12 protein-coding genes and 1 pseudogene are annotated in these 12608 nt (G+C 41.7%); 7 read left to right on the plus strand and 6 right to left on the minus strand.

Features of this window, described 5'->3' with window-relative positions; genetic code table 11:
• Positions 1-77 precede the first annotated feature (77 nt).
• The 5 genes from ubiB to rraA all read right to left on the minus strand — a co-directional run bounded on the left by ubiB (position 78) and on the right by rraA (position 5005).
• Entirely contained in the window at positions 78-1727 is a 1650-nt protein-coding gene (gene ubiB, locus AC19MX_RS10265) for a ubiquinone biosynthesis regulatory protein kinase UbiB (RefSeq protein WP_432404615.1), read from the minus strand.
• Entirely contained in the window at positions 1724-2344 is a 621-nt protein-coding gene (locus AC19MX_RS10270) for a ubiquinone biosynthesis accessory factor UbiJ (protein ID WP_498297858.1), read from the minus strand. The genes ubiB and AC19MX_RS10270 overlap by 4 nt, the downstream gene beginning before the upstream one ends.
• Positions 2344-3099 carry a bifunctional demethylmenaquinone methyltransferase/2-methoxy-6-polyprenyl-1,4-benzoquinol methylase UbiE gene (gene ubiE / locus AC19MX_RS10275; protein WP_432404623.1) on the minus strand — a complete coding sequence of 252 codons (756 nt, stop codon included), beginning with the start codon at positions 3097-3099 and terminating at the stop codon, positions 2344-2346. Before ubiE ends, AC19MX_RS10270 begins: the two co-directional genes overlap by 1 nt.
• Before the next feature lie 269 nt (positions 3100-3368).
• Entirely contained in the window at positions 3369-4397 is a 1029-nt protein-coding gene (locus AC19MX_RS10280; protein WP_498297860.1) for a formimidoylglutamase, read from the minus strand.
• A gap of 122 nt (positions 4398-4519) precedes the next feature.
• Positions 4520-5005: a ribonuclease E activity regulator RraA gene (rraA, locus tag AC19MX_RS10285; RefSeq protein ID WP_188957327.1), complete on the minus strand. Its 486-nt coding sequence runs from the start codon at positions 5003-5005 to the stop codon at positions 4520-4522.
• 383 nt (positions 5006-5388) lie between these two features.
• Here rraA and AC19MX_RS10290 point away from each other — a divergent pair, with 383 nt between their 5' ends.
• The 3 genes from AC19MX_RS10290 (at position 5389) to AC19MX_RS10300 (ending at position 7574) form a co-directional block, all read left to right on the plus strand.
• Complete coding sequence (locus AC19MX_RS10290) at positions 5389-5637, plus strand: YgjV family protein (RefSeq protein ID WP_432404630.1); 249 nt, start codon at positions 5389-5391, stop codon at positions 5635-5637.
• 303 nt (positions 5638-5940) lie between these two features.
• Positions 5941-6456 (plus strand): phosphatase PAP2 family protein, encoded by a 516-nt coding sequence (locus AC19MX_RS10295; protein ID WP_498297862.1) that lies wholly within the window; start codon positions 5941-5943, stop codon positions 6454-6456.
• A gap of 68 nt (positions 6457-6524) precedes the next feature.
• Positions 6525-7574 (plus strand): MJ1255/VC2487 family glycosyltransferase, encoded by a 1050-nt coding sequence (locus AC19MX_RS10300; RefSeq protein ID WP_498297864.1) that lies wholly within the window; start codon positions 6525-6527, stop codon positions 7572-7574.
• Positions 7575-7654: 80 nt separating this feature from the next.
• Here the strand turns inward: AC19MX_RS10300 and rsd are convergent, their stop codons facing one another.
• Positions 7655-8122, minus strand: a complete 468-nt coding sequence (gene rsd / locus AC19MX_RS10305) for a sigma D regulator (protein WP_432404639.1) — start codon at positions 8120-8122, stop codon at positions 7655-7657.
• Positions 8123-8575: 453 nt separating this feature from the next.
• On the opposite strand from rsd, the gene hemE reads away from it, so the two are divergent.
• From hemE to AC19MX_RS10325, 4 genes and pseudogenes are all read left to right on the plus strand, one after another.
• Positions 8576-9640, plus strand: a complete 1065-nt coding sequence (hemE, locus tag AC19MX_RS10310; protein WP_498297865.1) for a uroporphyrinogen decarboxylase — start codon at positions 8576-8578, stop codon at positions 9638-9640.
• Positions 9641-10180: 540 nt separating this feature from the next.
• On the plus strand, positions 10181-11773 hold the full coding sequence (locus AC19MX_RS10315; RefSeq protein ID WP_498297867.1) for an oleate hydratase: 1593 nt from the start codon (positions 10181-10183) through the stop codon (positions 11771-11773).
• A gap of 186 nt (positions 11774-11959) precedes the next feature.
• Positions 11960-12148: a YgaP family membrane protein gene (locus tag AC19MX_RS10320; RefSeq protein ID WP_498297868.1), complete on the plus strand. Its 189-nt coding sequence runs from the start codon at positions 11960-11962 to the stop codon at positions 12146-12148.
• 238 nt (positions 12149-12386) lie between these two features.
• Positions 12387-12596 (plus strand): annotated as a pseudogene (locus AC19MX_RS10325) (transposase); the annotation flags it as partial.
• Positions 12597-12608 lie beyond the last annotated feature (12 nt).

Consider the following 12608-nt stretch of genomic DNA (forward strand, 5'->3'; position numbering starts at 1 on the left):
TGTAAAACGTTATCTTAGGAGTACACAATACCATCCAATTCTTTAAGTATTATGACTGTCTAATAAATTAGTGCTAGCTAAAATTTACGATTCTTTGGCCTAGATCGCCATCCAACTGCCCAAATCAATACACCGACACCAATGCAGGTGTATGCAGGCCATAGTGTAGCGTTTTGAGATAATAAAATTGTGCCACAGATCAACAATATTGCAGATGTGATCAGCAGGTAATTACTCTTGTGGGATTTTTGTTGATAGCGCAGATACTTATCTAACATCTGTTGCTGGGTGCCGAGTAGTTTTCGTCCCAGTTTTAAGTTGTCGTAAATCAGCTCTGGGAACTCAGGTAATTTGTCTGCCCAAAATGGCGCATTAGACTTTACTTTGTTGAACATGGCTTTAGGGCCAACTTGTTCAGACATCCAATTTTCAAGAAACGGTTTGGCTGTTTGCCATAAGTCGAGTTGCGGGTATAACTGACGACCTAACCCTTCGATGTAAAGAAGGGTTTTTTCCAGTAATACCAGTTGTGGTTGCACTACGATGTCAAAATGGCGTGCGGTGCGAAACAGTTCCAGCAATACATGGCCAAATGAAATCTCGTCTAATGGCTTATTAAACATCGGCTCACACACTACTTTTACGGCCTGTTCAAAGGCAATGATATCGGTGTGTTCAGATACCCAGCCAGACTCAATATACAGCTGTGCGATGCGATGATAGTCACGATTGAAAAAGGCTAAAAAATTCTCCGCAAGATAGCGTTTATCGACTTCCGTTAGCGTGCCCATAATTCCGCAGTCTAAGCCGATATAAAATGGGTCGTCAGGGTGTTCACGGCTGATAAAAATGTTACCAGGGTGCATGTCGGCATGGAAAAAGTTATCGCGAAATACTTGGGTGAAAAACAGCTCTACACCACGTTCTGCCAATAATTTAAAATTAGTGCCTTGAGCTCGCAGCGCTTCGGTGTCGGATACTGGAATACCGTAAATCCGCTCCATGACCATTAAGCGCTCGTAGCTGTGTTCTTCGTAAACAAAAGGCACATAAAGCGCATTCGAATCGATGAAGTTATTACGCAGTTTTATCGCATTAAGGGCTTCAAGTTTAAGGTTGAGCTCGCCTAAAATCGTGGTTTGGTAATCTTCAATCACTTCAGCAGGGCGAAGGCGATTGCCTTCACCGAGTATTGCCTCAAGCAGATTGGCGGTTTGAGTCATCAATTGCAAATCCGCTAAGATTTGCTGCTCCACATTAGGGCGCAGTACCTTGAGTACCACGTCTTTACCGTTAGATTTTAAAATGGCGGTGTGCACTTGCGAGATAGACGCTGATGCTAACGGGGTATCATCAAAATCATCAAAATAGGTGTCGATAGGTGCGCCAAGCTCAGCTTCTATTGCCTCTCGAGCCAAGGCCGAATCAAACGGCGGCACTCTGTCTTGTAGCATGGCGAGTTGATAAGCCCATTCATCGTCGAGTAAATCTCGACGAGTCGATAGCATTTGTCCCAGCTTGATATAAACCGGACCTAACTCTTGCATGGCTAATTTTAAACGTTCGGCAGGGGACTTGGTTTTGTGTTTGTTACGCACCCAAAATAAGCCGTTACGTAAAATGGAAAAATACCAAGGCTTTTTGTGTCGAGGAATGAGGTCATCTAAGCCATAATGCAATATGGTTTTAATGACATGGTAACCACGCCTAATACTTGCAAATGTCATTGAATTATTTGCTCTCTTAATTTGGCTATTTTAGCTTCGATACGTTCAGTTTGGCTCACCAGCTCTTCGAGATTATCACGAAAATGCAGCATCTCAATTTTATGTGGTGCTAGGCGATACTCTTCTGTTGTCAATTGGCTGATATGCGAGCGAGTTTTGTGAATGACTTGCTTCATCTCTTGACCGAATTGCTTTATGCCAGTGACTAACTTATGAGTTGGAGCATCACCAATATAGCGTGACAAAGGTTCAGCAAAATCGAAATGAATATTGTGTAAGTAGTGGCTAAGGGTTTGCAAAAGCTGGATATCACCGTCGAGGCTGAGCTTATCTTGTTTAATCAACTCAGTTAAATTGGCCCCTTCGGTTAATTGGTAAAGAGTTGATGCATCGGCATTAACGGTCACCGCGACATCACCTTCGTAATAACTCATGACCTGAATTTGCTTGGCAAAGATGAGGTAAATAGGCCAGCTTAACTGGCTTAACTGAATACAAATCACCTTGCCATGCAATGATTTCTGCCGGGCATAATCATCTTTAGCGTTTGGCGGTAATCGATTAAAACCGGTTTCGATAGCCGCGCACACTAACAAAGCAAACTGATTGGGTACCATTAGAACTTATAACCTTTGTGCAATGCCACAACACCATCGGTCATGTTGGTGTAGTCAACTTGTTCAAATCCAGCATCAACCATCATTTGCTTTAAGGTTTCTTGATCTGGATGCATGCGAATTGACTCTGCTAGGTATTCATAGCTGTCGGCATCTTTGGTGATTAATGCGCCCATTTTAGGTAACACTTTAAAGCTATACATGTCGTAAACTTTACGCATTAATTCATGCTTAGGCGTTGAAAATTCAAGCACTAACAGTTTGCCACCTGGCTTTAACACTCGGTGCATTGAACGCAAAGCAGCGTCTTTATCGGTGACATTACGCAAACCAAAGGCAATGGTAATAATGTCGAAGTGGTTATCTGGAAACGGCAATGCTTCAGCATTGGCTTGCACATAACTGACGTTATTCACTATGCCTTTATCGCGCAGTTTAGTACGGCCCACTTTAAGCATCGAATCGTTAATATCAGCCAGTACCACCTGGCCGCGATCGCCGACTAGATTCGAAAATTTAGCGGTTAAATCACCAGTACCACCAGCGAGATCTAATACCTTCATTCCTGGGCGCGCTGCTGCCGTTTCAATCGTGTGACGCTTCCAAAAGCGGTGAATACCAAAAGACATCACGTCATTCATAATGTCGTATTTAGCCGCGACAGAGTGAAACACATCCGCGACTAAATCAGCCTTTTTATCCGCTTCGACGGTTTTATATCCAAAATGAGTGTTCTTTGGTTCGCCCTCAGACATCGGTATATTCCTATAATGTGCGATTATTCATTGCGAGTGTAAGTAATAGCGAGTGTAAGTCATTGCGAATGATTGCTGAAACACTGTAGTGCTAGAGTGTGACAACAATCAATTAGTTGTCATGCATACACGTTCAGTGGTTCACATCATCTTAACACGCCGCAATGCTCTCGCGTCGATTAACCCTGATTAACGTCGCTATCAAAGGCTAAAAAATTGCCCTGCATTAGAGCATAAAATTAGCCTTTAATGAATAGCTTCAGGGGATTCTAATTCAAGCGCGCTAGTCGCCCTTGAATATAAGCGTAAATTAACTCACTAAGGCCTTGGCCAACATCTCGATAACCCGCGATTTGCCCCGAGTGATGGCATGCTGGTGCAGCTTCAGCAAAATGCACATAACTGCATGGGCAATGTTTGGCGATATAGTGGACATAATGGCAGGCATCGAGTAGCGGAATGCCGGCAAATGTGGCGGCGCTGCTAGGCATATTGGCAATCGCGTCAACATCGAGTTCTAATGCTACCGGCAATTGGGTTTGATTTAACCCTTTGGCAATGTGTTTTAACGCTGTTTCAAGTGGCAGCTCTCGGCGCACCCAAATTTGTTGAAAACTATGCCATGTGGCACCAAAAAGACTTAATTGTTCAAGGGTTGCTTCGGTGTTTTTCAGTTCATGTAACCCTAAAATATGATAGTGGTCTAGCGCGCCACTTGCGGCAGCATAACTAAAGCCGTTACCGCTATGGCGTCCTTCTCGCGGTCTGAAATCACTGTGGGGGTCTAGATTTACCGCAGCAACCGGTAAGCCTTTATAGGCTTTGGTGGCCATTAATAAACCATATGCATTGTTGTGACCGCCGCCAATCACTATGGGTTCTAATCCGGCTTGCAATATATGGGTTGTTGCTTCGATGACTAATTGGTCTAGCTCTGCCGTTGCTTGGCGAAGCTCATCAATACTCGCTGTTGATTCTGGTGAAGAGACGAGGCTAATCTGCCCGAGGATGACGCATTCATTTCCGTCTAAAAACCGATTAGATTGCAGATTAACAAATTGGCTGACACTCGCATTAAAAGCATCGTTTGCGCCACCTCGGCCTAGATTAGCCCGAGGACCAACATCTTCGGCTATTGCAAGAATGGCAAAGCGGGCGCCGTGCGACGCAGCATATTGTGCATTTTGCTCAAGCGATAGATCCGCGTTAGCCAGTAAAACTTGTTGACCTAATTTAGTCTCATTGGCTCTGGTATTGAGCAATTCCTGACAATGTTGTTCAGTAAATGCAGTAAACATAATGTGCCTCACTGTAAAATAGTCCTGAAATCGGCATAAAAAAACCAGCATAGCTGGTTTTTAAAGTAGTTGTCGGCCAGCTAAAACAAAGTGTTTAGCAACGACTTGATAGTCGTTAGGTATTATTCAATATCTAATGGTTCTGGAGATAAAATCACGCCAGTATTATCAGCATAGATATGGTCACCAGGTAAGAACGTCACTCCGCCAAAGTTAACCGGAATTTCAACTTCACCTACACCGTTACCTTCTGCGCCAACAGGAATAGAGGCAATGGCTTGAATACCAATATCAAGTTCTTCAAGTGCGTCAACATCGCGCACAGAACCATAAATAATAATGCCTTCCCAGTTGTTTGCTACAGCAAGCTCAGCAATTCTACCGTCTAGCAGTGCACGTCTTAATGATCCGCCGCCGTCAACTAACAGTACTTTGCCTTCGCCATCTTCTTCTAAAGCGTCAGCAATCAGGCCGTTATCTTCAAAACACTTAATGGTACTGATTGAGCCACCGAAAGAGCTGCAACCACCGTAGTTACTGAACATTGGTTCTACGACATCAACTACATCAATATACATGTCGCAAAGTTCTGAGGTGTTGTATTCCATATTTAACTCCTGTTAGGCAGCAAGGGGAATTGCTGGGTCAAGCAAAGATAAATGAATTATATGAGCTTTTTACGAAAATAAAAGCCTTATCAATCACGTGATTGTTGTAAATCAACATTTTGTGTAAATGCTTGAAATGAGCTGATTAACCTAAATACAGAACAAGGATCAATTTTGGAAGTAATTTTCTTTCAATTTGAACCAATTAGTCGATATATGTTGATTTAGGTCATCCTAATACGTTTTTTAATTACATTTCTGCTCAACATTTTGTTAGCATATTACGTAGATTATTAATGTTAGTTTAAATTTTTTGCTAGCTTTAGGGGCACGGATCCCCCGTTACGCTTACGGAAGGCAGAGAGCCTGAAATTGAGGTTCTTATGGAAAATATCGATTTGATTGAAGTCTTAGGGTATGCAGCATCAGTGATGGTTGCGATTTCTTTGATGATGAAAGACATCGTCTTTTTAAGATGTTTAAATTTTCTTGGTTGTTCTTTCTTTGTTGCTTACGGGTATTCAATCGAAGCGTGGCCAGTGGCGGGCATGAATGCCTTCGTTGCCTGTATTAACATTTATCACTTAGCTAAAATTTACCGTAATAAGCAGTTGCAAACTCAAACTGCCTAGATTGCTGTTTAGCGAAGTGAGTCGCACTCACTTAAGTCGCACTAACTAAGTCAGACTAAGTCGATAATAAAACCTCTCAAGCTTCTGTTTGAGAGGTTTTTTGTTTTAATCACCTCATTCAAAGCCATTGTTAATATGGATCACGGTTTACCGTTCACTATTCCACTGTCATAAATCACTGTCATAAAACTTTAGGCTAACTGTCACCTCGCATTCATTGCGGCTCTTTATTATTTGACTTATTAACAAATAAATAACCTTGCTCGGGTTGAAGATGTCCCAGCGTTTGGCATGGAGTCAAGCATGAAGATAAGTATCAGTGAGTTAGATAAATATTGGTTTTATTGGATAGTGCAATTTAGTCGAGACAATCAATTAAGCCAGGCGGCTAAGCGGGTGTCGGCAACTGGCGATGGTCAGTACTATGTTTACTGTTCTGTCGCATTATTATTTTTTCATCCTCATGGTCAACCATTTTTCAATTTAGTGCTCGGCAGTTTTATTGTCGAATTTCCGCTGTATTTATTGCTAAAAAATAGCATTCGACGTCATCGTCCCTGTCATGCATTGGCCAATTTTAACTCATGTTTTGAACCGTCAGACAAATTCAGCTTACCGTCTGGGCACACAGCGGGAGCATTTCTGTTCGCGAGTGTGGTGAATGTGATTTTTCCATCGCTAGCTCCTATTGCCTTTGCTTGGGCGTGTTTTGTGGGGGCATCACGAATTGGCCTTGGCGTGCATTATCCCTTAGATATTATTGCTGGTGCAGGGTTAGGAATGGGCTCGGTGATGCTGGTTGAGCAATTAATGTTGTAACTGAATATGGATATTAAGTGCTGTTTTACAGTACCTATTCACTCAACCACAGAGGATATTAAGGCGATATGAAAATTTTGTACGGGGTTCAAGGCACGGGGAATGGTCATATTAGTCGTGCGCGAGTGATGGCTAAAGCCCTTAGCCAACATAATATTGATGTCGATTTTTTATTTTCAGGTCGCCCGTCTGAGCAGTACTTTGATATGCAATGTTTTGGCGATTACCAAACACGTAACGGCATGACATTCATGACTGAAAATGGTCGGGTTAATGTGTCTAAAACCGCCAAGCAAAATCTAGTGACTAATATTTTTTCTGAAATTAAGCAATTAGAGTTAACGGGTTATGACCTGGTATTAAATGACTTTGAACCTGTTACTGCTTGGGCTGCACGTCAGCAAAATGTGCCGTCGATTGCCATTAGTCATCAAGCTGCATTGCAGTACGATGTACCGAAGCAAGGCACAAATTGGTTTAATGAACTGCTCCTAAACCGTTTTGCGCCAGTGGATATTTCACTTGGCTGTCATTGGCATCATTTTGGCTTTCCTATATTACCGCCTTTTGTTGAGGTGTCTGCGAGTTGTGGCGATCATAGCCACCAAATATTAGTGTATTTACCGTTTGAGGATCCCGACCTGATTGCCGAGTTTTTAGCACCGTTTGACCAGTATCAATTTTTTGTTTATCACAGCACTAAACCGCTAAAAGGTATTGGGGCGCATATTCATTGGCATGGTTTTAACCGTGAAGGCTTTAAACAGCATATGTCGCAATGTGGTAGTGTGATAGGTAATGCAGGCTTTGAACTCGCCAGTGAGGCGATGACGTTAGGCAAAAAGCTGCTGGTTAAACCATTGATGGGCCAATTTGAGCAACTCGCTAATGTCGCAGCATTGCAATTATTGGCCGCTGCCGAGAGTATGGACAGTTTAGATTCTGTAATATTAAAGCGCTGGCTTAAATCGTCGTCGCCTAAGCCCATTGCGTATCCGCAAGTGGGTAACGCGTTAGTTGATTGGTTAAAAAAGGGCGATTGGCATCAGCCTGAAATACTCTGCCAAAACTTGTGGTCGCAAGTTGAATTGCCCGAAAACTGGCATAAAAAACAATAGACTCTTCTCGACAGAGAGCAAAAAAATGTGAATATTAGCACTTTTTATCTAGGCTAAATAAGGCGGCTGCGTCATGTTGATTACGAGTGGCGGTTGTGTAGCACTTCTAATAGCTGATCTTCTAACTCGAAACGTGATTCCAGGGCTTGAGCCAATTTCGATAGATCGGTGTCTAACTGATACAAGATGTTTTCGTCGGCGGCTTCGGTGTATTTATCGTTAAAGTCCAAGGCTGTATCGGTACTGTCACTAATTAGCGGCAATAAACCTTTAGCTGTATCTGTGCTTGACTCGCCAAATTTCTCACAAGCTTTTACTACGTTGTTGTAAACCTCAAAGTGGCCTTCAGACACATAGTCGACTAACTGATCGCAAAAGTCTTTAACTTGTTCAAGGCTTGGTAGCGACTTTTCTGTCCGAGAATAGGGTGCGAGACCTGCAACAATAAAATACTGGATCAATAATTTTCTGCGGTGATTAAGCCACTGATCGATTAATTTGTTGGCGCCGCCCCAGCGTTTTTCTGCTTTTTCTAATTTTGTTAGCATGTGTTTTCTCTAATCAGCAACCTTTATATAACACCTAATGTATTGGACAAAGTGTATTGTGATCAACTGTTTTATTTATATTTTCAGGACCAACCAGCTAGAGGTGGTGAATATAGAGGGCGGGGGAGGATAGAGAATAAAAAACCCCGTGATGGTAAGCCATCACGGGGTAACGAAGTTTTCAAAGGCTCGATTTATCGGGCTTCTTGATTGTTCTTGCTAGCGCACACTTTTTATACCAAACGACTCACTGTGGCGCAACGTTTAATCCAATAATTTGCGATTTACGCGTCAGTATTGTGTGTTTTGTGAGCAGGGAAGTGAATATGTTAAAAAAATAGTCATCAGATTTAGGAATAGCTCACATATCTCTTGCATGGGTGGTTACATTAATCGCGTAAGTGCTAAACTAACGCCCAGCAGAAATCATAACAGTCTAGGAAGAAAGCCCACATGGCAGAATTAAAGAATGATCGTTATTTACGTGCGTTGCTAAAGCAGCCAGTTGATGTCACTCCTGTATGGATGATGCGCCAAGCAGGCCGTTATTTACCAGAATACAAAGCCACTCGAGCGCAGGCAGGCGACTTTATGTCTTTGTGCCGCAATGCTGAATTGGCTTGTGAAGTAACGTTACAACCGTTACGTCGTTATGATTTAGATGCTGCGATTTTATTCTCAGATATTTTGACGGTACCCGATGCGATGGGTCTTGGATTGTATTTTGAAGAGGGCGAAGGTCCACGTTTTCAACGTCCAACAGATACGATAGACGCCATCAAAAAGCTTTGCATCCCAGATCCTGAAGACGAATTAGGTTACGTAATGCGTGCTGTGAGCACCATTCGTCGTGAACTTAATGGCGCAGTACCGTTAATTGGCTTCTCAGGTTCACCTTGGACATTAGCCACTTATATGGTTGAAGGCGGTTCAAGCAAAACGTTTGAAAAAATCAAACGTATGGCATATGCAGAACCTGCAGCACTTCACATGTTACTAGACAAGTTGGCCGACTCAGTTGTGTTATACCTTAACGCTCAGGTGGCTAACGGCGCACAATCGTTAATGATTTTCGACTCGTGGGGCGGTGCATTATCGCATCACGCTTACCGCGAATTCTCATTACGTTATATGCAAAAAATTGTTGATGGTTTAACCCGTTTTGCCGATGGCCGTAAAGTGCCAGTGACCTTGTTCACTAAAGGTGGCGGATTATGGTTAGAGTCTATGGCTGAAACCGGTTGTGATGCACTTGGTTTAGATTGGACTGTTGATATTGGTGATGCTCGTCGTCGTGTAGGTCATAAAGTGGCATTACAAGGCAACATGGACCCATCAATGTTGTATGCATCGCCTGAGCGTATTCATCAAGAAGTTGACCAAATTCTTGCAAGCTACGGTGAAGGTACCGGCCATGTATTTAACTTAGGCCACGGTATTCATCAACATGTTGATCCTGAACATGCCGGTGCATTTATCAATTCAGTGCATGAGTTATCAGCTAAATACCACAAGTAATAAGCGGTATTTACTAAACAAAGCGAGCCTTCGGGTTCGTTTTTTTGTTTTAGCATTTAGATTAGCCGAATAGTTTATCGGTATGGGGTATTCTCTTCGGCCATATCTATTTTCAAGGTCTCACCTCTCAAACTGGTATACCATTCAAAGCAGAATACCATTCACGGTTCTACATCAGCCAATTCATCTTCTACCTGATTGATATTATGCCTTTTTATTGCATTTATTGAGTCTAAAAACCACGACTCAATATCGAATGATAAATTAATTGTTCAAAGCGTATTTTTTTGCTGTTTTTTTAATCATAAAGGCATAAGGTTAACTAAGCAGGAAGACATTATGTTTATTAACCAGAGAATCGCTGATAGTTGGTAGTAGGATTTGAAGCGCCGTTGGAATATTCGGTACGTGTAGCTTAAATAGCTGCCTACCAACGACTTAAATTGACCTTGATATCCCGCCAATCTCCCACCAGAAGAAATCACTCAACGTGAATATTGAGGCTGTTTTCAAAGAAGTATTCAGAAAGGGGGTAAAGACATGAACAAGCACAATTGGCAAAACCAAAAAGATGCAAAAGTGTACATTATTGGTAGTGGAATAGCGGGACTCGCGAGTGCGGTATATCTACAAAAAGATGCCGGTGTTGCTGGCAAGAATATTCATATTATAGAAAAAGACTTCATTGCTGGTGGTGCTACCGATGGCGCTGGCGATCCTGAACATGGTTATGTTGTTCGCGGTGGCAGAATGCACGAAATCCACTATGAGTGTTATTGGGAATTGCTTTCGCACATTCCTTCATTGGAAGATCCAAATATCTCAGTAAGAGATGAATCATATGAGTTTAATCAACGATTTGTGTCAAATGGGCAAGCCCGTTTGTTAAAAAAAGGCAAAAAATTAGATGTGTCATCATATGGATTGTCTTTTGAGCAACAAATGGATTTTATTAAGCTAACCTATGTGTCAGAAAAATCATTAAGTGATAAACGGATAGAAGATTGGTTTGATCAAAGCTTTTTTGAGACTAAATTTTGGCTAATCTGGTCTTCTATGTTTGCATTTCAAAAATGGAGCAGTCTTGCGATTATGAGACGGTATATGAAACGCTTCATGCACCTTGTGGATGGTTTACCGCGTTTGGGTGGGGTGATGCGGACCAAATATAATCAATATGATTCAGTTGTCAGGCCGATGAAAACATACCTCGAATCAAAAGGGGTGAAACTTGAAATGGGCAAAGAAGTCGTCGATATTAATTTCAATTTCTCTGCAGAGCAAAAAACGGCTACTGGGATCCATTTTAAAGACAACACTGACATTGTACTTGGGGAAAATGATTTTGTATTTTTCACCAATGGGTCAATAACTGAAAGTACCGATAATGGCAGTTGGGATACTCCCGCAAAACTGAAAGGTGTAGCAGACTCAGGATCTTGGATGTTATGGAAAAAAATCGCCGAAAAAGATCCTTCATTTAGTCATCCAAGCCCGTTTTGCGACAATATTTTTTTGCAAAAATGGTACTCATTTACAGCAACAATGAAAAACAGCACCTTTCTCGATTACATGGAAAATTTCTCAGGCAATGTAGATGGAACTGGAGGACTGGTCACTATGACCGATTCGAACTGGTTGATGTCAATTGTGATAGCTTGCCAACCTCACTTCCCAAATCAGCCTAAAGATGTGAAGATTTTTTGGGGATATGGGCTCTATCCAAATAAAAAAGGTAATTACATCGATAAGCCAATGGCTGAGTGTAGCGGCGCTGAAATATTAGAAGAGCTTTATTATCATTTGAACATTCAAGATTTGATGAAACCAGTGACAAAAGCCGGGAAGGTAAATTGTATTCCTGTTGCAATGCCGTTTGTTGATAGTCTGTTTATGCCTAACAATATTGGTGATAGACCCGATGTGATACCCAAAGGTTCGACAAATTTTGCCTTTTTAGGTCAATTTGCTCAAGCCCCTAAAGATTGTGTGTTTACCGTTGAATATTCAGTAAGAACTGCTCAAATGGCAGTTTATGGCTTGTTTGATACCGTCATGGAAGTACATCCAATGTACGAATCGACCCACAATCCAAAATATCTACTTGAGGCACTTAAAGCCATTAGTCGATGACCAAATCCGTTATCGAGATAAATGAATGACATGGTTAACATTGCAGTATGAATCTTTCTTATTAACAAGGGTTTATCAATAAAGAATTATTAACAAGGAATTATTGAAACTGAGTGGTTGAAATAAGGCAGTTAATTACGTGGATTATTTTTAGTAACAATCATGAACTGTGAAATGGAGGTTGATATGAAATGTAATATAGGTAAAACAGATAAAATCATTAGGGTAATACTCGGAGCATGTATTATTGCAGTTGGCGTTTACTATCAGTCTTGGTGGGGAGCCGTGGGGGGTATTCCACTCCTTACCGCCGCAATTGGATGGTGTCCTGCTTACGTGCCTTTTGGTATATCAAGTTGTCAGACTAAGAAGTAATCTGGTTTAGCTAAGGATTACTGAGGGACGTTTAGCTAGCAATAGTTTGGCTTACGTCTCACTGCTTAACCATTGAGACCGTAGCATTTTAAAGCCCATTTTACCTTGTGGGTTATGGTGTAAATAGTTTGTTCTGGTTAAATGGCACCGGACACTTTAACAAGAGATAATTAACCGTCAAATATTAAGGTGTGAACATGACACAAAAACGTAGTTATAAGCAGTACCAAAGGAATTTAAAGAAGAGGCTGTTGCTCTAGTGTTAGAGCAAGGCTATTCCGTTCCTGAAGCCGCTAAATCATTGGATATAGCCGCCAATATGCTCTACCGCTGGAAAGAGCTTCATGAACAGCAAATTCAAGGTAAAGTACTTGTCGAAGATGAGCGAGAAGAGTTAAAATGCCTACGCAAAGAAAATAAAGAATTACGTATGGAGAAAGAGATTTAAAAAAGGCCAGTG

It is taken from the genome of Shewanella sp. MF05956 (assembly GCF_059758055.1).

Coding starts and splice junctions, on each gene's coding strand:
- ubiB (WP_432404615.1), bottom strand. CDS start 1,727: ATGACATTTGCAAGTATTAGGCGTGGTTACCATGTCATTAAAACCATA.
- AC19MX_RS10270 (WP_498297858.1), bottom strand. CDS start 2,344: ATGGTACCCAATCAGTTTGCTTTGTTAGTGTGCGCGGCTATCGAAACC.
- ubiE (WP_432404623.1), bottom strand. CDS start 3,099: ATGTCTGAGGGCGAACCAAAGAACACTCATTTTGGATATAAAACCGTC.
- AC19MX_RS10280 (WP_498297860.1), bottom strand. CDS start 4,397: ATGTTTACTGCATTTACTGAACAACATTGTCAGGAATTGCTCAATACC.
- rraA (WP_188957327.1), bottom strand. CDS start 5,005: ATGGAATACAACACCTCAGAACTTTGCGACATGTATATTGATGTAGTT.
- AC19MX_RS10290 (WP_432404630.1), top strand. CDS start 5,389: ATGGAAAATATCGATTTGATTGAAGTCTTAGGGTATGCAGCATCAGTG.
- AC19MX_RS10295 (WP_498297862.1), top strand. CDS start 5,941: ATGAAGATAAGTATCAGTGAGTTAGATAAATATTGGTTTTATTGGATA.
- AC19MX_RS10300 (WP_498297864.1), top strand. CDS start 6,525: ATGAAAATTTTGTACGGGGTTCAAGGCACGGGGAATGGTCATATTAGT.
- rsd (WP_432404639.1), bottom strand. CDS start 8,122: ATGCTAACAAAATTAGAAAAAGCAGAAAAACGCTGGGGCGGCGCCAAC.
- hemE (WP_498297865.1), top strand. CDS start 8,576: ATGGCAGAATTAAAGAATGATCGTTATTTACGTGCGTTGCTAAAGCAG.
- AC19MX_RS10315 (WP_498297867.1), top strand. CDS start 10,181: ATGAACAAGCACAATTGGCAAAACCAAAAAGATGCAAAAGTGTACATT.
- AC19MX_RS10320 (WP_498297868.1), top strand. CDS start 11,960: ATGAAATGTAATATAGGTAAAACAGATAAAATCATTAGGGTAATACTC.